This is a genomic window from Staphylococcus intermedius NCTC 11048 (genome assembly GCF_002902385.1).
Taxonomy (GTDB): Bacteria; Bacillota; Bacilli; order Staphylococcales; family Staphylococcaceae; genus Staphylococcus; species Staphylococcus intermedius.
This window is the reverse complement of the sequence record NZ_PPQH01000001.1, coordinates 40,177-60,604: the sequence shown is the minus strand read 5'-3', so window position 1 is coordinate 60,604 and position 20,428 is coordinate 40,177. Positions and strand designations below refer to the sequence as shown.

The 20,428-nt window shown below is 37.9% G+C and carries 19 protein-coding genes and 1 pseudogene; 15 read left to right on the top strand and 5 right to left on the bottom strand.

Annotated features, from left to right (window positions below):
- The first annotated feature begins 38 nt into the window (after nt 1–38).
- Together fni and CD138_RS00300 are read left to right on the top strand one after the other, a co-directional pair.
- Nucleotides 39–1,070 (top strand): type 2 isopentenyl-diphosphate Delta-isomerase, encoded by a 1,032-nt coding sequence (gene fni, locus CD138_RS00305; protein ID WP_019169588.1) that lies wholly within the window; start codon nt 39–41, stop codon nt 1,068–1,070.
- Between the two features lie 174 nt (nt 1,071–1,244).
- The gene (locus tag CD138_RS00300; protein WP_019169589.1) at nt 1,245–2,450 is read left to right on the top strand and encodes a GTP-binding protein; all 1,206 of its coding nucleotides are present in this window, start codon (nt 1,245–1,247) and stop codon (nt 2,448–2,450) included.
- A 30-nt stretch (nt 2,451–2,480) separates the two neighbouring features.
- On the opposite strand, the gene gltS is transcribed toward CD138_RS00300, so the two are convergent.
- Nucleotides 2,481–3,692: a sodium/glutamate symporter gene (gltS, locus tag CD138_RS00295; protein ID WP_019169590.1), complete on the bottom strand. Its 1,212-nt coding sequence runs from the start codon at nt 3,690–3,692 to the stop codon at nt 2,481–2,483.
- A 217-nt stretch (nt 3,693–3,909) separates the two neighbouring features.
- Nucleotides 3,910–4,734 (bottom strand): AraC family transcriptional regulator, encoded by an 825-nt coding sequence (locus CD138_RS00290; protein WP_019169591.1) that lies wholly within the window; start codon nt 4,732–4,734, stop codon nt 3,910–3,912.
- Between the two features lie 134 nt (nt 4,735–4,868).
- Here CD138_RS00290 and CD138_RS00285 point away from each other — a divergent pair, with 134 nt between their 5' ends.
- The 5 genes from CD138_RS00285 (at nt 4,869) to CD138_RS00265 (ending at nt 9,048) form a co-directional block, all read left to right on the top strand.
- The gene (locus tag CD138_RS00285; RefSeq protein ID WP_019169592.1) at nt 4,869–5,666 is read left to right on the top strand and encodes a glycoside hydrolase family 2 protein; all 798 of its coding nucleotides are present in this window, start codon (nt 4,869–4,871) and stop codon (nt 5,664–5,666) included.
- Nucleotides 5,667–5,855: 189 nt separating this feature from the next.
- Nucleotides 5,856–6,176: a PadR family transcriptional regulator gene (locus tag CD138_RS00280; protein WP_019169593.1), complete on the top strand. Its 321-nt coding sequence runs from the start codon at nt 5,856–5,858 to the stop codon at nt 6,174–6,176.
- Nucleotides 6,173–6,730: an HAAS signaling domain-containing protein gene (locus CD138_RS00275; protein WP_019169594.1), complete on the top strand. Its 558-nt coding sequence runs from the start codon at nt 6,173–6,175 to the stop codon at nt 6,728–6,730. Before CD138_RS00280 ends, CD138_RS00275 begins: the two co-directional genes overlap by 4 nt.
- Nucleotides 6,727–7,539, top strand: coding sequence for a DUF4097 family beta strand repeat-containing protein (locus CD138_RS00270; RefSeq protein WP_019169595.1), 813 nt, complete (start codon nt 6,727–6,729; stop codon nt 7,537–7,539). Before CD138_RS00275 ends, CD138_RS00270 begins: the two co-directional genes overlap by 4 nt.
- Before the next feature lie 174 nt (nt 7,540–7,713).
- The gene (locus CD138_RS00265; protein WP_019169596.1) at nt 7,714–9,048 is read left to right on the top strand and encodes a Na+/H+ antiporter NhaC family protein; all 1,335 of its coding nucleotides are present in this window, start codon (nt 7,714–7,716) and stop codon (nt 9,046–9,048) included.
- Nucleotides 9,049–9,633: 585 nt separating this feature from the next.
- Here the strand turns inward: CD138_RS00265 and CD138_RS00255 are convergent.
- Entirely contained in the window at nt 9,634–10,242 is a 609-nt protein-coding gene (locus tag CD138_RS00255) for a DNA-3-methyladenine glycosylase (RefSeq protein ID WP_019169598.1), read from the bottom strand.
- A gap of 184 nt (nt 10,243–10,426) precedes the next feature.
- Between CD138_RS00255 and CD138_RS00250 the strand changes: the two genes are divergently transcribed.
- The 6 genes and pseudogenes from CD138_RS00250 to CD138_RS00225 all read left to right on the top strand — a co-directional run bounded on the left by CD138_RS00250 (nt 10,427) and on the right by CD138_RS00225 (nt 16,438).
- Entirely contained in the window at nt 10,427–11,098 is a 672-nt protein-coding gene (locus CD138_RS00250) for a DUF805 domain-containing protein (protein WP_019169599.1), read from the top strand.
- 148 nt (nt 11,099–11,246) lie between these two features.
- Nucleotides 11,247–12,632 carry a YfcC family protein gene (locus tag CD138_RS00245; RefSeq protein ID WP_019169600.1) on the top strand — a complete coding sequence of 462 codons (1,386 nt, stop codon included), beginning with the start codon at nt 11,247–11,249 and terminating at the stop codon, nt 12,630–12,632.
- Nucleotides 12,633–12,760: 128 nt separating this feature from the next.
- Complete coding sequence (locus CD138_RS00240) at nt 12,761–13,660, top strand: ABC transporter ATP-binding protein (RefSeq protein WP_019169601.1); 900 nt, start codon at nt 12,761–12,763, stop codon at nt 13,658–13,660.
- Nucleotides 13,653–14,897, top strand: a complete 1,245-nt coding sequence (locus CD138_RS00235) for an ABC transporter permease (protein WP_019169602.1) — start codon at nt 13,653–13,655, stop codon at nt 14,895–14,897. Before CD138_RS00240 ends, CD138_RS00235 begins: the two co-directional genes overlap by 8 nt.
- A 149-nt stretch (nt 14,898–15,046) precedes the next feature.
- Nucleotides 15,047–15,378, top strand: a pseudogene (locus CD138_RS00230) (YnfA family protein).
- 34 nt (nt 15,379–15,412) lie between these two features.
- Nucleotides 15,413–16,438, top strand: coding sequence for an aldose epimerase family protein (locus CD138_RS00225; protein ID WP_019169603.1), 1,026 nt, complete (start codon nt 15,413–15,415; stop codon nt 16,436–16,438).
- Nucleotides 16,439–16,503: 65 nt separating this feature from the next.
- On the opposite strand, the gene CD138_RS00220 is transcribed toward CD138_RS00225, so the two are convergent.
- Nucleotides 16,504–17,175: an MOSC domain-containing protein gene (locus CD138_RS00220; RefSeq protein ID WP_019169604.1), complete on the bottom strand. Its 672-nt coding sequence runs from the start codon at nt 17,173–17,175 to the stop codon at nt 16,504–16,506.
- 116 nt (nt 17,176–17,291) lie between these two features.
- Here CD138_RS00220 and CD138_RS00215 point away from each other — a divergent pair, with 116 nt between their 5' ends.
- A complete protein-coding gene (locus CD138_RS00215) occupies nt 17,292–17,987 on the top strand; it encodes a ribose 5-phosphate isomerase A (protein WP_019169605.1) in 696 nt (231 codons plus the stop codon).
- A gap of 105 nt (nt 17,988–18,092) precedes the next feature.
- Here the strand turns inward: CD138_RS00215 and hutG are convergent, their stop codons facing one another.
- Nucleotides 18,093–19,025 carry a formimidoylglutamase gene (gene hutG / locus CD138_RS00210; protein ID WP_019169606.1) on the bottom strand — a complete coding sequence of 311 codons (933 nt, stop codon included), beginning with the start codon at nt 19,023–19,025 and terminating at the stop codon, nt 18,093–18,095.
- Between the two features lie 407 nt (nt 19,026–19,432).
- Here hutG and sdpC point away from each other — a divergent pair, with 407 nt between their 5' ends.
- The gene (gene sdpC, locus CD138_RS00200) at nt 19,433–20,395 is read left to right on the top strand and encodes a peptidoglycan release complex CPBP-like subunit SdpC (protein WP_019169608.1); all 963 of its coding nucleotides are present in this window, start codon (nt 19,433–19,435) and stop codon (nt 20,393–20,395) included.
- Nucleotides 20,396–20,428 lie beyond the last annotated feature (33 nt).

Below are 20,428 nucleotides of genomic sequence, written 5' to 3'. Positions count from 1 at the left end.
TCAAATTAATTAACCAATGATGAGGGGTTTTAAAGGTAATGACGAATAAAAGAGAACAAAGAAAAGACGAACATGTGCGATTAGCACTTGCGCAAAACGATACGCTCCAGTCAGATTTTGATCGAATTCAATTTGTTCATCATGCGATACCGGAGATGGATGTTGATGAGGTGACATTATTGCCGAACTTTAATGCGCTCCAAATGTCCCACGTCCTTTATATTAATGCGATGACGGGTGGCTCTGAATGGACAGCAAAAACGAATGAACAATTAGCTCAAGTCGCAAAAGCTACACAAATTCCAATGGCAGTAGGAAGTATGCATGCTGCGTTAAAAAATCCAGCTGTACGTCATTCTTATACAGTGGCTCGTGAACAATATCCAGAGGGTCAAATTTGGGCGAATGTGAGTGCAGATGTGACGTTGGACGAGGCGCAAGCAGCCATTGAGATGATTCAAGCCAACGCGTTACAAATACATGTAAATGCGCCGCAAGAACTTGTAATGCCAGAGGGGAACCGACAATTCAAGCATTGGTTAACACGAATCAGTGAAATAGTTAAAGGCGTCGAGGTGCCTGTCATTGTTAAAGAAGTGGGCTTTGGAATGAGCTATGACACAATTCAACAACTCATCGATGTAGGTGTGGCATATGTGGATATTAGTGGTCATGGGGGGACAAACTTTATTTCAATAGAAAATGAACGGCGCCATTTGAAAGACATGGATTATTTGAAAAACTGGGGTCAGTCAACAGTGATTTCATTATTAGAAGCGCGCAATTTGAGTAGTCGTATACACGTACTGGCAAGTGGAGGCATCCGTCATCCGCTAGATGCAATCAAAGCATTACGTTTAGGTGCTGAGGCAGTTGGCATGTCACGACCGATTTTAAAGTTACTCCATGAAGAGGGTGTGGAAGCCGCGATTGCATATGTAGAAGATTTTAAAATGCAAATGGCATATATTATGACCTTATTGAATGCTAAAAATATAACAGAATTACGTCAGTCAGCCATTGTGTTTGATCCATATTTGAAAAACTGGATACAACAACGTCAATTATAATTTTCTAAGGGAACGAATGAAGGTGTGTAAGGAAGCCATCATTCGTTCTTTTTAATACTGTATACTGATGCCTTTTTAAAATCATTTCAAATTATCATTGCGTAGTTGGAAGTATTTATTATATACTGTAAAACGTAATTATTACGATTTGAAACGAAATGAGGAGGGCTATATATGGGGAAAATCCCAGTAACGGTATTAAGTGGGTATTTAGGATCAGGTAAAACGACTTTACTTAATCATATTTTAAACAATCGCGAGGGTCGAAGAATTGCGGTCATTGTGAATGATATGAGTGAAGTTAATATTGATAAAGATCTTGTCGCTGAAGGAGGGGGACTTTCGCGTACAGATGAAAAATTAGTCGAACTTTCTAATGGATGTATTTGTTGTACATTGCGAGATGATTTATTAAAAGAGGTTGAACGTATCGTCAAACGTGGCGGCATTGACCAAATCGTTATTGAATCAACAGGGATTTCAGAACCGGTACCTGTCGCGCAAACATTTTCATATGTGGATGAAGCGCTAGGCATTGATTTAACTGAAATTTGTCGCTTGGATACGATGGTAACTGTTGTCGATGCAAATCGTTTTATTAAAGATTATCAATCAGGAGACATGTTGTTAGATCGTGATCAAGCGGTGGGTGAAGATGACGAACGTACGATTGCGGATTTGCTGATTGATCAAATCGAGTTTTGTGATGTGCTCATATTAAATAAAATTGATTTAGTCAGTGAAGAAGAGGCGAATCGATTAGAAGCAATGTTGAGAAAATTACAACCGACTGCGAAATTGATCCGCACAGTAAATGCAGAAGTCAGCATTGATGAAGTATTAGAGACAGGTCGTTTTAATTTTGAAGCGGCGAGTCAATCAGCAGGGTGGTTGCAAGAACTAGAAGCCGGGGGTCATGCCACACATACACCTGAAACTGAAGAATACGGTATTTCATCATTCGTATATCGCAGACGTTTGCCATTTCATGCAGAACGTTTCAATGCATTTCTGGAAAATATGTCTGAATCGATTGTACGTGCGAAAGGGATTGCGTGGTTAGCACAATACAATGATGTTGCGTGTCTCGTTTCTCAAGCAGGAACAGCTGTCGATATTCACCCTGTCACTTTTTGGGTAGCCAGTATGCCAAAAGCGGAACGTGCAGCTATTTTACAAGAAAGACCGGACGTACGAGCAGATTGGGATCCTGAATATGGCGATCGTCATACACAACTCGTCATTATCGGAATAGATTTGGATGAAGCAGCGATAACTGAGGAATTAGATGCATGTCTTTTAAATAGTCAAGAAATTGATGCGGACTGGTCACAGTTGTCTGATCCGTATGGTTGGGAAATTCGCCGTCAAGAAGCATAATAAAAAAGAGGTGCGCGCACCTCTTTTTTATTATGGTTTAAATATGTTGATAAATGTCGTAATAATCGGTACACCCAATAAGTCTACTAAGAAAGCACCGACAATTGGAACGACCAAATATGCACGTGGTGAATTACCAAACTTTTTCGTAATCGCATCTAAATTGGCCATCGCATTCGGTGTCGCACCGAGTCCGTGTCCAATGAAACCACCAATCATCACGGCTGCATCATAGTTTTTGCCGAGTAAACGGAAGACGATGAAGATTGAGAATAATGCGACGAAAATAATTTGACAAATTACGATAATGATCAGTGGTAATGCTAAGTTGTATACTTCTGTCAATTTAATGCTCATCAAGGCAATAGATAAGAAAATACTTAATGAAATATCGCCAATTTGGTTTGTCAATTTTAAATCAATTAAGTTGAGATTTGCAAATTCTGAAATGTTACGAATAATCACCGCGATAAACATTGAAGCCACATATAATGGAATATTGATGCCTGACCAATCACTGAATAATTGGCCTAAATATGTGCCAAGTCCCATACAGAACAAAATGACTGTCGCTTGAATAAAGAATACTTCATTGACAGTAAAGTGCTTATGTAGACGACGGTTGATTTCCACATTGGAGTAATCTTTTTGAATTGATTCTGCATTGCTTGGTGCTAAGTCATGCTTTTTAATTAAGTAACGTACGACTGGACCGCCTAAGAGACCACCCGCGACAAGACCTAACGTTGCGGCTGCAAGTGCGGCTGTGACAGCTGAATCAATGCCGTAATTTTGAATCGTTTGACCATATGCAGCTGCATTCCCGTGTCCACCTTCCATTGACATCGCACCGGCTGTTAAACCTAATAACGGATCAATGTTCAATACTTTTGCCATAGAAACACCAATCACGTTTTGGAATGTCGCTAACACACCACAAAGAATCCAATAGACGATTAACACTTTACCACCGAGTTTTAGTAATTTAAATGATGCCCCCAAACCAATTGTGGTGAAAAAGGCTAACATAAAAAAGTCTTGGAAAAATTTACCATCAATTTTGATGTGTAATACCCCTGTAGAAGTTAACATCGCAGAGATAATCGCAAATATGAGACCACCTATGACAGGTGATGGAATACTAAGACGATTAAAAATGTCTACTTTATTTACAATAGCTTGCCCCAGAATTAATAATAGACAGGCAAGAAACAATGTTGTAATACTGTTAAGCTCTAACATTGTTACACTCCCCCCTTGAGTTAGTAAAAATAGAAAGGGCTTTCAATCCCGTACTAAGCTATTATACTTTTTTTAAACTCAAAAATCTATATAAAAAACAAATTGGATATAATGAGTCGCTAAGGATAGACACGTATCATTTAGTGGAAATGTACGGAATAACGTCATACCACATTTTGTTAATAATGGTCATATTTCTGATGTATCAATCGTTCCTTTATTGATGAGTTTCACGATATTGGGTCGCAGTGATACCAAAATGTTTTTTAAACGCTCTCGAAAATAGCAACGGGTCTTTATAGCCGACACGATCAGCAATTTCTTGACTTTGTAAATCGGTGTCTTTAAACAATTGTGACGCATGATACATCCGAATATGAATCAAATAATGTTGTGGAGATTGGTCGATATGCTTTTTAAACATTTTATAAAGGTAACTTCGACTGACATTGACGTGTTTGGCGACATCATGAATCGAAATGCCATGCATATAATTGTCATTAATATAACGTATGGCTTCTCTGACATTAGAATATTTTTCATTTTTAACAACATGAAACGGTTTAGGAAAGTGTTGATGTAGTGCATAAAGAAGGTCATATAAATCGCGCATATGTTGGATATCGTCAGAGTGCTCTGGATTATAATCAATAGAGCGGTGGCACATCTGATAAATGATTTGACGAATGGTGCTCGTTTGCTGATTTTGAATGACGCGTGTTTCATACAAAGTTGTACGATTTAAATAATCCATCGCGAGTTTTCCGCTAAAACCAACCCAATAATAGGTCCACGGTTCGTCCAAAGTCGATTCATAATGAACCTTCATACCACGACAAAGCAAGAAGAGATCACCAGGTTTTAATGTATATTTTTTTTGATTATAAGTTAGTGTGCCAGTCCCGGACATGACGACATGAAGTACAGCCGGCTTAGTAACTTCATACTGATATCCCCCTTGTGGCGTTCCAATTTCTATGCCACATTCATCAATATTCGCTTCAAATTGATTCTTTTTAAACATTTTCCAAAGTAATTGCATTTATCCTACCCCATAAACTTTAAATATGGAAACATTTTATCATATACAGTGACGATTGGTATATATTCTCTTAAGGTCTAAAGTGTTAAATTAAAAGCATAAAAAAATATATATTAAAATATTGGAGTGATGAAATGAACCTTCATTTGAAAAAGATTGAAATGCGAATGAATCAACATCAATTAACGAAAAGAACGCGTTATATTCCGTACATGAATCGTCATGTCTTTTCGATACCATATATCAAATTTTTAAGTCATGCAGTCACACCTTTAAATCAACAATGGAAGTGTCAAACTGCAAATAACATCATGAAGCCATTAATGAAAAATGGGGAAACACCTGATTTGAATTATGTACGTCCATTTGAGATTGAAGATTTTGATGACAGTAAAGATTATCATTTAAATATTGAACAAATACAGCAGCCTTTTACGATTTATATTAATCAAAGTTATATCGGAACAGTAGTAGGCAACGAAGGACATATTGAATTTGATATCACACATGTTGTCAATGGCGATACGAATAGGATTGAATTGGTGCCAACAGAAATAACGACCGAAGTGATGATGTCCCAACAGCAAAATCCGTTTCAAGACATGTATGTACTTGAAAGGGCCAATGATCGCATTGTGGACTACTCAGTCGACGTGAGTCACAATGCACGTGGTGACATCAGTGTGCGTATTCAAATTCAAGACATCGAGGGTGCGCCGCTCATCAGTTATGTCTTACAGAATGAACAACAGGCTACATTTGCTAAAGGAATCATGGACATCGATAGCAGTTACCATCTCGTGATCCCAGCACATTTAGTAGGACAACAAGGGAAACATTTTACATTGTTTTTAGAGACTGAAGATGAAACACTGGCACATGATATTGATTCAAGCGGATTCCATGAGCCTGTTAACGTCAAAACGATGTAACGTATTTTATAAAAATGTATCGCGATGATGCATACCAAGTACGCTTTCTTTATAATTTTTAAGAAGAAATATACAGACTTACAAAAAAACAGCACGCACTACCTTGTAATGTATAGTAGTGTGTGCTATTTTATAGTTAAGTATTATACATTAATTAGTACTGATTAATGTATTCATGGAGGTGCAACAATGAACATCCAATTCAAAAAAGGTGCGTTAGAGATGATTGTACTGTTGATTATTAAAAAGGAGCCCCAGTATGGCTACTCACTCGTACAAAATATTTCTAAGCACATGATGATTGCTGAAGGTACGGTTTATCCGTTGTTACGTCGGCTTGTTAAAGAAAACTGTTTGACGACATATTACGAACCGTCAACTGAAGGGCCTGCGCGTAAGTATTATGAACTGACACGTGAAGGGAATTTACGGTTACAACAATTAAAATCAGAATGGCATGAATTTGTCAGTATCGTAAAAATATTTATTGAGGAGAGTGAACGTGAATGACGAAAACAGAATATTTGAATACCCTATATCAATATTTAAAGGGGATGTCAGAGTCAGAAAAACAAGACATAGTAGCGGAATATGAAAATCATTTTATTGAAGGGTTACGCGACGGCAAAACTGAACAAGAAATCATTGGGATGTTAGGTGCACCCAAAGAGATGGCACGTGCTATCAATGCAGAAAGTGCAGTGAACCAAGCTGAAGAGCGTCAAAAAACGTCGAACATCACGCAAGCACTAGTGACTGTCATAGGACTCAGTGTACTGAATTTTGTTTTAATTACGGGTCCATTGATGGTTGTTCTTGGTATCCTTTTGAGTATTGTGCTGACGGGCATTGCCTTTCTGATAACGCCATTTGCCTTACTTTTTAAATATTACGCTTTATCAGAAGCCATCCTTATTGAAGATGTGTTTGCAGTCATCGGTTGGTTTGGATTAGGACTCATACTCATCGTGTTATTCATTGTCATCATTAAATGGAGTTATGTTTTATCTGTAAAATATTTAAAATGGAATATTAAACTTGTGAAAAGAGGTGTGAATAAATGAAACGTGCGTTAGGTATTGTCTTTTTAATCGGATGTATTATGTTTATAGTTGGACTTGCAGGCACGGTATATTACACATTTTTTCATGACCAACAAAAGCATACGTCCACACAAAAAACATATGAGACGGATGGAATTAAAAAATTAGCATTAGACATCAAAGGCAGAGACGTGACTTTTGTTAAAGGTGATACATTGAAAATTGAAGGGGACATGTCAGATGATCACCTTAAAACGACGAAAAACGGGACGCAAATGAACGTAGCGATTTCTAGTGACAGACGTCAAGCCAGCTCAATTCATCTCAATCCATTTCGTCCATTAGATAATAAGAAACTCATCATTACTTTACCGACTTCAAAAATCAATCAGGTGACGTTGAATGGAACGGATACGACGATGTCTGCAGACGCACTTGAATTTGTGAATTTCACATTGAATTTAACAAGAGCGGATTTATATATGGATGATAGTGCTGTTCAACAACTCAATATGATAATGGAGAATGGTGGACTTTATACTGAACATACGGATTTTAAAAATGTGATAGCACAGTCGGCAAATAGTGATATTTCTCTAGAAGACGTGCCACAAGATATTCCGATGTCATGGAATGTTACTGGTGGTACGGTAGATGTCACGTACAAAGGACCACTTTCGAACACGGCATTTCAAGTAGAAGCGGGAGAAGGAGATGTCGACTTAGATGCTGTGAATGAACTGAAAAACAACAAAGTAGGCCGTGGTGAGCATCAAGTGAAGATTAAAGTTTCAAATGATGGCGAAGCGACATTTAGCGCACTAGATTAAAGCGTCAACATATACTGAAATGATGAAGCGGTACGATTTCTTTATAAAAATGAATAGCAGATGACTAAAAATAAAAAATGTATCAATTTATAAAAAATGAATACGTGAGACTTGTCAAAGCAATATAAAAGTGTATAATCCTTATCATGATTATAAGATATAGAGGAGAAGGTCATGTCTAAAGAATTGAGAAGTCAAAAGCAATATGGTGCACTTGCGCTATTACCGTTAGTCATCTTTTTAGTCTTGTACATTGGTGTGGGGCTTGTCTTTACAATACTCGGTACAAAAGATGCATTTCAATTATTGCCGCGTCATGTAGCGATATTTATTGCGATTGTGATTGCATGGACGTGTTATGATCGTCAAACACCCATTACGCAAAAAGTAAAAATCTTTACGGAAAATGCAGGTTCTTCGGGGATTGCAGAACTTGGACTGATTTTACTATTAGCAGGTGGTTTTGCGAGCGCGGCATCTGCAATGGGTGGTCAAGATGCAATGGTCAACTTGGGCTTATCTATTATTCCACCAAGTTTATTGATTCCTGGTATTTTTGTGATGAGCGCTTTCGTCGCAACATCAATAGGGACTTCAACAGGAACACAAGCGGCGTTTATTCCTATTGGAGTTGCTGTGGCTCAAGCGGCAGACTTAAATGTAGCGGCTGCTGCAGCTGCGGTAATTGCAGGGGCTTATTTTGGTGATAATTTATCTATTATTTCTGATACGACTATCGCAGCAACGACAGGTGTAGGGGCGAAGATGAAAGACAAATTTAAAGCGAACTTTCTTATCGCACTCCCTGCCGCCATCATTACCTTTATTATTTATGCCATTGTTGGTGGAACAGGACATATTAAAGGTGATTTGAGTTTTAATTTTATTGATGTTATCCCGTATTTATTCGTACTCGTTGCGGCAATTGCTGGGATGAATGTCATGCTTGTGTTAATATCAGGGACGGTTTTAACTGGCGTTATTGGTGTGGCACGAGGAAACATCGGTGTCTTTGAATGGATTTCTAAAATTGGAGAAGGTATGGAAAGCACATTCTCTATTTTCCTTATCGCATTTTTAATTTCTGGTTTAGTCGCATTGATTCGCTATTACGGCGGTATTGACTGGATTGTAGAAACGATGAAAAAACGTGCAAAAGGACCGAAAAGTGCTGAATATGCGATGAGTTTTCTATCAGGGCTATTGTCAGCGGCATTAGTACATAATGTGGTTGCCATCATTATTTCAGCACCGATCGCTAAAGAAATCGGTCAAATGTATAAAATTGCACCGAAACGAATGGCCAGCTTGTTAGACATTTTCGCAGCCAGTGCCTTGATGGTGTTACCACATGATAGCGGCATGTTAATGGCTGAACAGTTCGGTCATGTCTCTTATTTTGAAGTATTGAAGTTTTCATATTATCCACTCATTTTAATTTTATGTACGATTATTTCAATTCATCTCGGTATGTTCAGAAAAGAGAAGAAACATGCAATAGATGAATAAAGCTCACAATTAAGTATGAAAAAGTCTCTCCTGACAACAAGAGGAGAGGCTTTTTTGTGCTTTAATCACATCATATTTCAATTTTACACAAGCCATTCTATTGAAAAAGCAAGAATAGTTCGAGACTCCCGAGGTATAAGCAGTAGCTAAAAGCGGTGATTTGATTGAAAGTATGAAACTGACTGACTTTTGAGCGCTATCATATTTTGTTAGAGCAGACGTATTAAAAAGGGCTAGAAGGGTTCTGCACGAGATTAACGCAGTAGCATTTTAAAAGATTGCCAATCCAGGCGAGACTCCTGAGGCAACAAAGCGAAACTGAACATAGTTAAGCGATTGAGGAAAAAAGACTGTCGTTACATGATGACAGTGTTTGGGTGAATAATTTATAAAAAGCGCAGAACTGCCCGAGACTCCCGAGGGATTAGACGCAGCCGAAAATCCAATTTGGCTTCCTTCAAATGTACATCTCAATAAAGCCAAATTTAGTTGAGGCAAGTCCCTGGGAAACGCGAGGGTGCGTTCAGCGCTTTTAAAATAAATTAATTTAAAAGTGACAACAAAGTTGAGCCAAACGTCAGTCATTTACCGCCACGTTTCATCAATAGGCCACATGTCCTTTTTACGCGCGTGAGATACATATGGATTTCCTTTTACACTATAACGCAAATGCGCCTCTGTCCATTGTCCTTTATTCGGAATACCGATACGCGGTCCCACTTCAATCTCTCTTGGAAACTTTCGATTTTTCGTATCAATTTTTAATCGCCCTGTGTTCAACTGGCTACCGTCAATAGAACGCGGAATTTGCATCGCGGCAGTTAACTTCCCGGGTCCATTGGTTAACGCATAACCTTGTCGACCACGATTCTTTTTCATCATTTCAATCCCATCTTCAGGTTGAATGGCGCGAATGAGAACACCTTCTGGTACACCTTTTTCTTGTGTTACAAAGTTGATGAGCAGGTGACGGTGCATCACATGTGCGTAAATCGTACCTCCAGCTTGGTAGAGTGATTCAACTTTCGGTGTGCGTCGTCCTTGAAAGCCATGTGCAGCACGATCTTGAAATCCTAAATAAGCCTCTGTTTCAACAATATAGCCGCTATAAGTGATTTCAGGTGTCTCATAAATCAATTTGACACCGAGTAAATTTTGAGCAGTTTGAATGGTCGGTGGGTGAATAAAATCCATGGTTGCCTCCGTGTAACTAAGTATATGATTCTATTTTATCGGAAATCGACGCAGTATTCCAAATACGTCATCGTGTATCATTTGATTTTAAAAATATATATAAATGATTAATATATTATAGCAATAAAGTTGGAGTATGGTAGACTAGAAGAGAATTACAACTGATTTAAGGAGGTCATTGAATTTGGAGGCACCTAAAGTAGGATTTGTTGAAGCATTTAAATTATATTGGACAAACTATGTGAATTTTAAAGGTAGAAGCCGTCGAAGTGAGTATTGGTGGGTTATGTTATGGCATGCGATTATTATTGTACCATCGCTTTTTCTAGCCGTGCTTTTAATGTTTATTCCGATTGCAGGTTGGATCGTTGCTGTCATTTTGTTTCTCGCTGTGGGCTTATATGGCCTCGCAACCATTATTCCTAATTTGTCATTAACAGTGAGACGCTTTCATGATGTTGGTTTCTCAATGTTGATTCCAATTTTATCGTTTATTGTAGGTATTCTTTATAATGTCGCGAGTATGTTCACACAAAAAGATACGCTATACCAAGATCAATCAACAGGAGCAGAAGTGAGTTTTATCAGTGAATTTGCATTTCTTCCAAACTGGGTTGCGTACACATTGATGGCTGTCAGTATCATTTTGAGTTTAATTTCGTTTATCGTTTGTTTATTAGACAGTAAGGAACAAGATAATCAATATGGTCCATCACCGAAATATGGTCGTCAATATGTAGGGCGTTTTCAAAATGAAGATCATCGTATGGCATACGAAAATCCTTCGACAACAACACAAGATGCGTGGCGTGACGTTGAAGAACATCCAAAGAAAGACGATCCTTATCGTTATTAATTGAAATGATCTAAAGGCTTTTGCAGTTATTGTGCTGTGAAAGTCTTATTTTTTATGAATCATAGTAACGATGATTAAATTACCGTTAACAAGTGTATATAAATAAAAATCAGATTTTTTAGAAAATAATAGATAAGGACTGTTGAAGATGAAAAAGAAATGGAAAAACCTTAAAATGCCACATACATATGCTTTGTTAATGATGGTGATTGTTGTTGCGGTGATTTTAACTTATATCATACCTGCGGGCACGTTTGAGCGTCAAAAAATACATGGCCAAACGGTTGTCGTGCCAGATTCGTTTCAAATGATGACGTCCCAACCAGCACATTTTTTAGATATTTTTCGGGCAATTCCTGAAGGGCTTATCAGTGGTGCTGAAATTATCTTTTATATCTTTTTAGTTGGTGGTGCTTTTGGCGTCATTCATCAGACAGGTGCATTTGAAGCAAGTATTCAACGCCTGATGTTTCAACTTGGACGATTCAATATGTTGATGATTCCTTTAACGATGTTGATATTTTCAATTTTAGGTTTTTCTATCGGGCTTGCTGAAGAAACAATTATTTTTGTGCCTATTGGTATTATTATTGCAAGAACGTTAGGTTATGATGCCATGACGGGTGCCGCAATGGTGATTTTAGGGAGTGCGAGTGGCTTTATCGGAGGGATGCTAAATCCTTTTACTGTCGGAGTAGCCCAAACTGTAGCCGAACTGCCACTGTTTTCAGGTTGGGGGTTACGGACGATCATTTATATTTTTATTCTCTGTGCTGCAATCACTGTCGTCATGATTTATGCACGTCGTGTAAAACAGCAACCAGAACGTAGCATTGTTTATTCGTTAGAACAAGAAGTAGAAAAAGAGACCCATATGACCGAACAAAAAGCATTAACTAAGCGTCAACTTTTGAGTATTGTCATTATTGTTGGTGCGATTGCACTCAATGTTTACGGCATTTTCCGCTATGATTGGTCATTTAACGAGATGAGTGCGAACTTTTTATTAGCGGGTATCGTTGGTGGCATTGTTGGGGGTCTTGGCTTTAATGGAACATTTGATGCATTAGTCGAGGGAATGAAAAATATTTTGTTTGGTGCAATGATTGTTGGTTTTGCGAAAGGGATTATCGTCATTTTAGAACAAGGCCAAATTATCGACACGATTGTGTACGCAATGACAGGTTTATTAGAAGGGCTTCCACCCGTTATTACGATTATAGGTATGTTTATCTTTCAATTTTTCTTGAACTTTTTTATTCCATCTGGCTCAGGTCAAGCATTGACAACGATGCCATTACTTGTTCCTATTTCAGACTTGTTAGAAGTGAATCGACAAATTACCGTCTTAGCATTTCAATATGGTGACGCAATTAGTAATAGTCTATTTCCTACATCAGCGGTATTGATGGGCGCACTCGCTGTCGCACAAATCAGTTATGGCCAGTGGTTGAAATTTGTGTGGAAGCTTATTCTAATTTGGGTTGTAATCTGCATGATGGCGATGTCTATCGCATATTTAGTGGGGTACTGAAATCTATCATGAGGCAAAATACAATCAATATTTGTAATTTAAATGAGTCATTTTGACAAATATACTTGTCATTTTAATGAGGATAAGCTATATTCAATGTAAGGTTAATAAAGAAGGAGTGTGCATCAATGTCATTGAAAATTGAACAAGTCACGAAGAAGTTCAATCAATTTACTGCAGTGAATCAGATTTCTTTTGAGCTTGAAAAAGGTAAAATGTTAGGGTTTTTAGGACGCAATGGTGCGGGTAAAACAACGACTTTCCGTATGATTTTAGGATTGTCTGAGCCAACTGAAGGACGTATTACATATAACGATCGTGTGATTGACCACACAATGTACGATCATATCGGCTATTTACCAGAAGAACGTGGTTTACATCCGAAGTTAACAGTGACAGAGGAGTTGACGTATTTAGCGACATTAAAAGGAATGGACAAAGTTGCGATTCGTAAGGCGATTGATTATTGGTTAGAACGCTTCAAAATTACTGAAAACCGAGATAAAAAAATTGAAGCACTTTCAAAGGGAAATCAACAAAAAGTACAACTGTTAGCGAGTATGTTACATGAGCCTGAACTGTTAATTTTAGACGAACCTTTTAGTGGACTCGATCCAGTAAATATTGAGTTATTGAAGCAAGCGGTGAAAGATTTGAACGCAAAAGGGACAACGATTATTTTTAGTTCGCATCGTATGGAGCATATTGAAGAACTGTGTGATGCGGTGTGTATTTTAAATCGTGGTGAGATGGTCGTTCAAGGTGACATTCAATCCGTCAAAGAAAGTGTCGGCTATAAACGTGTCGTAGTAGATGCACCGTACGATTTATCGGAAGTCGCGTCACTTCCAGGGGTGTTACATCACAAAGTTGTTAAAACTGAAAATTTCTTCACTGTGTCAGATGAAACGGTCGCTGAAGCAATCTTTGAAGTTGTTCAACAAAAAGGTTATGCGAAAAGATTTCAATTGATGGAACCAACAATGAACGAAATATTCATCGAGAAAGTAGGTGATTTAGATGCGTAAATTTGCTGCGACGTTTAAATTGACGTATTTTAAAAAGTTAAAAGCAAGGTCGTTTATTATCTCAACGTTGATTATGATGTTAATCATTACAGGAGGTGCGAATCTCGATAAAATTGTAAAGTTGTTTAATGGTGGCAGCGAAAATGTTGCGATTGTGACACAAGACAAGGCATTGTATCAGCAATTAAAAGGGCAATTGTCAGCGATTAATAAAGATGTTTCTTATCAAAAATTGTCGGAAGATGACGCGAAAAAGCAAATCAAACAAGAAAAGATTGACCAAGCGTATGTACTTCATGAAAATGAGCAACATACTTTAGCGGCAACGATTTTAAGTACGTCGTCCCCTTCAGACAAGGATAAAGCGTCACTACAAGCTGTATTAACACAGCTCCAAACACAAAAAATCGCACAAGATCTCGGCTTACAAGGCAATGACTTACAAAGATTACAAAGTCAAAGTCAAATCGACAATACAATCATTCAAAAATCAGGGCAAGAAAATAGTAGCGCATCTGAGGATGAAGAAGCATTTGCCCAAGTTATAACGATGGCAGGCACATTTTTAATGTTCTTTATCGTCTTTAATTATGCACAACAAATTGCTACAGAAGTGGCTACAGAAAAAACGTCACGTGTGTCAGAAATGATTATTACGAGTGTCAAACCGACGACGCATATTATGGCGAAAATTGCAGGGATATTAGCGCTTGCATTCACACAAATCGTCATCTTAGCCCTTACTTTTGTCGCAAATTACTTTATTTTTGATTTAAAATCGATGATGGGTTCAGTCGACTTATCACTGACACCACACCTCATCAGATTGATTATTTTTGGCGTCATTTTCTTAATTTTGGGTATTTTAAGCTATGTCATTTTAGCATCGATACTTGGTAATTTAACTGCGCGTATTGAAGATTTAGCACAATCTTTAATGCCGATGACGTTCTTAATCATGGCAGCATTCTATGCAGGGTATTTTGGTGCATTCAATCCTGACAACATCTTTATTCATGTGATGAGTTATGTACCATTTTTCTCCCCATTCGTCACTTTTTCAAGATTAGCGTTAACGACGACGCCGACGATTGAAGGGATTATTGCAGTGGTCATTCATGTTGTCCTTATTGCGGTATTACTCTTCCTTGCAGCGAAATCCTATAAAAATGCGGTATTATCGTTTGAAAAAGGATGGAAGAATGTTTTAAAACGTGCGTTTCAACGTGAACAATAAAAATTGAAATCATGAAAGACTATCGATGCAACTTGTGTCGATAGTCTTTATTAGTATAGAGACGCAATTGTAAAGCATCATAAGAAAATATTACCCACTTGTTTGTCGGAAACTGATACAATAGAGTAAAAGTAATATGAGGTGAAGATGTGAATTTTTTATATTCCACAGCAATTTTTATCATAGCGGGTTGTGTGAAATTGGTGGTGGGTATCTCATATGGCTATGGCTACGTGCGGATCGTCCATTTTGGCTTGGATGGATAGGGGGCATCGCTTTGATTTTATATGGCATCATTGCGACTTTCCAAACATTTCCGACTTTTGGGCGTGTGTATGCAGCTTATGGCGGCGTTTTTATTGTCATGAGTCTATTATGGGCGTATTGGATTGATAAGGAGCCACCAGATAAATTTGATGTCATCGGCGGCGTGGTTTGTATCATAGGGGTGTTAATCATGGTGCTGCCGACGAGAGGGTAAACCTTGGGAGAGCGTAAAGGAGTAAAGAATCGCAATGAATATTAACATTGAACAACAATCTAACGGAATTGAACTGATTAAGATTGAAAATAGGGAAAGTAAAATTGTATTCATGAATTATGGCGCGCGCATTGTGAGTTGGAGAATTGGGGATAATAATATTGTACTCGGTAATGAAGTGGAAGCAGATGAATTTTATCCACACAATCCATTTTATTTCGGTGCAACTGTCGGACGTTTTGGGGGACGTATTGCGAGAGGTCAATTTGAATTAAATGGTCAATCGTATCAGTTGGTACAAAATGACGGTGACCATCACTTACATGGTGGATTGCAAGGGCTATCTGACCGTTTGTTTGATTATGAAGTGATTGAAAACGAAGCAGAGGACAATGTACAAGTGCATTTTTCGACAATCGTCAAGCAAGATGAAGATCATTACCCAGGAAATATTAAGGTTAAAGTCGTGTTCACATATGATGCTTCAAAAACATGGACAGTGGAATATTTCGCAGAGTCTGATGCAGATACATTGTTCAACCCGATGAATCATGTATACTTTAACTTGAATCGTGACAATAAAGTCGTGGATAATCACGTCATTGCTAGTGAAAAGTTACAGATGTTTCCTTTAGACGCGTCAGGAATGCCTGTGTTGGAACCAATTGATCTCGCCGCGACAATGGGCAGACATGACATTGATTTGGCGACATTATTCAAAACTGAAGATGCACGTATTCATCAGCAAGTGACTATGCGCGGCGGACTCGATCATCCATTTGAAGTAAAGGATGGCGAGATGACAATTTCAAACCGTGATTTAATATTACACGTCAAGACGGATGCACCACAAATTGTGATGTACACATTAAATGATTCTGAAGCTTGGAAAAGTCGTATGAATATTTTTAAACCACATTCAGGCATTACTGTAGAAACACAAAGCATGCCGAATGATATTAATCTTTTTGGCGCATCTGCACATTCAGTGTTAAAAGCGGATACACCTTTTTACTCTAAAACAAGTTATCAAGTTGAATTAAAGTCAAAAGACGTATAAATTTTCGAATATGAATGATAGGAGGCTGGGACATCATCATGTCCCAGCCTCTTTTAGTGCAATTTTCAATTATTCGTGGTTGCTTTTGAGAGCATTTTTTCTAATACACTTTTTCGTTTTACCGTGAGATATGGGTTGTTGAGTGCATTGGCAATCCGTTCTTTGTTTTTGCGATCGTTGTAATAAATATCGTTCAATTCTTGCACAGATAAACGAGTGGATTCTGGAGCATGTTTGATGAGCGATAGCTGACTATTTGGAGAAACGAATCCCTCTTTAATGACACGGAAATAACAGCCTGTTTTTCCAGATTTCGACATTTCTTTAACGAGGCGAGGATAGCCATATTTACTTTGAAGTTTCCAACACGGTTCGCGAATTTCTGATACTTCAATAATGGCGTCACCTAAACGATATTGATCACCGAAAAAGAGTTTTGTTTCATCTATTGCATAAACGGTAATATTTTCCCCGAATAACGCAGAATCAGGTAACGGATCAATGACGTCTTGCCACATTGCATAGTGCGCTTTACTGTATAAACAAACCGCTTTTTCTGGTCCACCATGATCTTTGTACTCTTGCTCGTCTTCAACAAAACCGGTACGAGACAGCCACATTTTTTCTTGTATCGGCTTTTTATTCAAAGCACTTTCCATCGGTCGCCTATCTTCATATTGTAATGATTCGATTTTGCCAGTTGAAATAGCATAAATTGCATAATTCATCGTCATCATCCTCCATGCGTATATTACTGTCATTTTAGCGTAAATTGTTGCGTTCGTCATGGTTTTTGTGTGTAAATGTTGTACAATAAAGGTAATAGGATAAGTCACAATAAAGGAGTGGGCTCATGAGTAATAAACAACTTAAACTAATGACGTTAGATGAAGCTGTAAGTCGTATTGAAGATGGTATGACGATTGGGATCGGTACAGGCAGTACAGTAGAGTTACTTGTGCCTAAAATTGCGGAGTTGATACATGACAAGGGGTACCAATTGATGGGGGTATGCACATCAGAGCGTACTGAAAATCAAGCGAAATCATTGAACATTCCGATTGCACATATTAACGACGTACAACATATCGATATCGCCATTGATGGTGCGGATGAAATTGATCCAAAATTGAATTTGATTAAAGGTGGAGGTGGCGCACTGTTCCGTGAAAAAGTAGTGGACACGTTTGCTGACCGCTTTATCGTTATTGCCGACCAATCGAAACTGGTTGATTATTTAGGTCAAACGTTTAAATTACCAGTTGAAGTGGATCGCTTTAATTGGAAACGGGTTGCGCAACTTATTGAAAAAGAATTTGATATTGAAGTGACACGTCGAATGCTTGAAGATACACCGTTTATTACAGATAACGGCAACTATATTTTAGATTGTGCTTTGAATCGAGAAATGAATCCATATCATGTGCATGAATATTTAATTCATCTTGTGGGTGTGTTGGAGACGGGCTACTTTTTAGATACCGTAGAAGAAGCCATTGTAGGGACTGAACAAGGTGTGAAACTGATAAAACTGTCAGAAATAAAATAAAGCATAAAATAGGCTGGGATAACGTCATTGTCATCCCAGCTTTTACTCTAAGTATTATCAAAGTTATACACTGACATCGAAATGAACACCTGCAGCTTTAGTATTTCAGGAACAATGGATAAAATGTCCTAAAAAGTGTGCAGCCAGCTTTGCCGTACGTTGATCGACATCATACGTTGGATTGGTTTCTGCAATACTGATTGATGTGACTTTGTCAGATTGTAAAATGCGACGTCCGAGTTCTAAAACAGTGTAAGGGGTGAGCCCTAGGACCGCATTTGCACTGACGCCAGGGGCATACGCACTATCAATAACATCCATACATATTGTAAATAAAATAACATCATGTTCATTGATAAAACGATCGAGTTTATCTTTGACTGGTGGACATATTTGCCCCGTTAACTCTTCTGCAAGGACGTATTGCGTATTCGTTTTGTCAGCGTAATCAAACAGTGCTTGGGTATTACTTGTACGTTGAATACCTAATACGAAATAATCTAAATTGTCATCTTCAGTTAACATTTGATGAAAACTTGTCCCTGACGTAGAGAAATCTTCTTGTCGATTGTCAAAATGTGCATCAATATTAATCACACCAATCGATTGCCCAGGATAGGCTTCACGCACACCGAGATATTGTGCGTAGGCAATATCATGTCCACCTCCTAACAAAAATGTACGTTGATGATGACGTAATAACTGTGCAACAGAGTGACCAAAAGCTTGTTGAGATGTCATTAAGTCATTGGCAGAGTGTGTCCAATTGCCATATTCTAAAATGCTTAAGTCTGTCGAAGCGGGCAATCCAGCAAAGGCACGTTTAATCGCGTCTGGGCCTTCTTTTGCGCCAACACGACCTTTATTCAACCTTACACCTTCATCAATTGCATATCCCAATAACGCGATGTCTCCATGTTGAGGTGCTTCGTTTTCAAGATCGATAAATTGGACAGTTTGAAAATGACGAAATGCTTGGTGGTCTGTCTCACTGTCTAGACGACCTGTCCACAATGTTTGGTTCGGTTTTTGATACATAAATTGGACCCCTTTCATATGCACTTACATATAGTGATAACCCATGTGTCACTTCCATGCTACTATTTTTAGAACATAAATTCCAAGAAAAAAGTAAGCGCTTTTATTTACAAGAGGAACAAACGCTCTGTTTTTTCGCTTACGCTATGCATCTGGGTGTTTCAGCGATTGATATGCTTGATTTTATCACTTTTATTTTTGAAAACGTTCTACAAATTATCTCGCTTATATTACAATTCAATGATATTTAACAGCTACTAATTTATTTCTATTCCATAAATGGTTATAATGTACCATAGATTCTATGACTTGATATTCGTCCAACAGACATTAACAGTACGAACCTTAACTGGACCACCTCATGCATACGAACATTAATAGTGATTGTTTAATATGGAGGATTTATTATGAATCGAACGCGTATCTCTGGCTTTCAGTGGGCATTGACGATTTTTGTGTTTTTTATCTTATCCTATGCAACGCCTATCATTTTACAGGATTTTCAAAAAGCGTCGGGATTCAAATCATTTGTATTTTCTTTAAATGCATTGGGCCCATTTATCGCAGCAGTATTTTGTATATTAATATTTAAAAATAAAAAAGAACAACTCGCTGGTTTAAAACTTACGATTAATTTAAAAGTGATTGAGCGACTGTTGATTGCTTTTACGTTGCCACTCATCATTTTTATGATTGGCATGTACAGCTTTAATACGTACGCCGACAGCTTTATTTTATTGCAGTCTAAAGATTTATCCGAAACAATTTGGACCATTTTAATAGGTCATTTATTGATGGCATTTTTCATTGAATTCGGATTTCGTTCTTATCTTTTAAACATGGTTGAGACGAAATTACCACACTTCTTCTCAAATATTGTCGTCAGTATGTTGTATTTAGTTTGGGACGTCAATACAGCTTTTGGTATGCCATACACGATGTACAGTGCGATTTACGTCTTTGCTTTTTCGATGATTGCAGGTGAATTAGTCCGTGGAACAGGTGGACGTTCAATTTACGTGGCTACACTATTTCATGCAAGTATGACGTTTGCAAAAGTGTTCTTTTTCAGTGAAGAAATTGGAGATGTCTTTTCCATGAAGGTATTGGCTTATTCAACAGCTGGTGTCGCTATTGTAGTAGTTGTATTAGGTTTAATCATGCGTTTATTTTCACCTCGTAAAAAAGGGGAAGATGATGATACACCAATGATGATGGATGCAACGACTGAAGAAGTTGAATCAGAAGAAAACCATGTAGCAGTATCTCAGAAAGAAAATGAGACTGTGGCTGAAGAGAAAAATAAGATCGTAACTGACAAAGAAAATGAAACCGTATCTGATGAAACAGTAGAAAAGGAAGATAAATAGTTTGGTTGAAGAACACCTCTTGAGATAGGGGTG

What these genes read in the sequence shown, in the direction of transcription:
- hutG (WP_019169606.1), bottom strand. Translation starts at nt 19,025, where the DNA reads ATGTATCAAAAACCGAACCAAACATTGTGGACAGGTCGTCTAGACAGT.
- CD138_RS00225 (WP_019169603.1), top strand. Translation starts at nt 15,413, where the DNA reads ATGAATATTAACATTGAACAACAATCTAACGGAATTGAACTGATTAAG.
- CD138_RS00240 (WP_019169601.1), top strand. Translation starts at nt 12,761, where the DNA reads ATGTCATTGAAAATTGAACAAGTCACGAAGAAGTTCAATCAATTTACT.
- CD138_RS00270 (WP_019169595.1), top strand. Translation starts at nt 6,727, where the DNA reads ATGAAACGTGCGTTAGGTATTGTCTTTTTAATCGGATGTATTATGTTT.
- CD138_RS00300 (WP_019169589.1), top strand. Translation starts at nt 1,245, where the DNA reads ATGGGGAAAATCCCAGTAACGGTATTAAGTGGGTATTTAGGATCAGGT.
- CD138_RS00290 (WP_019169591.1), bottom strand. Translation starts at nt 4,734, where the DNA reads ATGCAATTACTTTGGAAAATGTTTAAAAAGAATCAATTTGAAGCGAAT.
- sdpC (WP_019169608.1), top strand. Translation starts at nt 19,433, where the DNA reads ATGAATCGAACGCGTATCTCTGGCTTTCAGTGGGCATTGACGATTTTT.
- CD138_RS00255 (WP_019169598.1), bottom strand. Translation starts at nt 10,242, where the DNA reads ATGGATTTTATTCACCCACCGACCATTCAAACTGCTCAAAATTTACTC.
- gltS (WP_019169590.1), bottom strand. Translation starts at nt 3,692, where the DNA reads ATGTTAGAGCTTAACAGTATTACAACATTGTTTCTTGCCTGTCTATTA.
- CD138_RS00220 (WP_019169604.1), bottom strand. Translation starts at nt 17,175, where the DNA reads ATGATGACGATGAATTATGCAATTTATGCTATTTCAACTGGCAAAATC.
- CD138_RS00275 (WP_019169594.1), top strand. Translation starts at nt 6,173, where the DNA reads ATGACGAAAACAGAATATTTGAATACCCTATATCAATATTTAAAGGGG.
- fni (WP_019169588.1), top strand. Translation starts at nt 39, where the DNA reads ATGACGAATAAAAGAGAACAAAGAAAAGACGAACATGTGCGATTAGCA.
- CD138_RS00265 (WP_019169596.1), top strand. Translation starts at nt 7,714, where the DNA reads ATGTCTAAAGAATTGAGAAGTCAAAAGCAATATGGTGCACTTGCGCTA.
- CD138_RS00285 (WP_019169592.1), top strand. Translation starts at nt 4,869, where the DNA reads ATGAACCTTCATTTGAAAAAGATTGAAATGCGAATGAATCAACATCAA.
- CD138_RS00235 (WP_019169602.1), top strand. Translation starts at nt 13,653, where the DNA reads ATGCGTAAATTTGCTGCGACGTTTAAATTGACGTATTTTAAAAAGTTA.
- CD138_RS00215 (WP_019169605.1), top strand. Translation starts at nt 17,292, where the DNA reads ATGAGTAATAAACAACTTAAACTAATGACGTTAGATGAAGCTGTAAGT.
- CD138_RS00280 (WP_019169593.1), top strand. Translation starts at nt 5,856, where the DNA reads ATGAACATCCAATTCAAAAAAGGTGCGTTAGAGATGATTGTACTGTTG.
- CD138_RS00245 (WP_019169600.1), top strand. Translation starts at nt 11,247, where the DNA reads ATGAAAAAGAAATGGAAAAACCTTAAAATGCCACATACATATGCTTTG.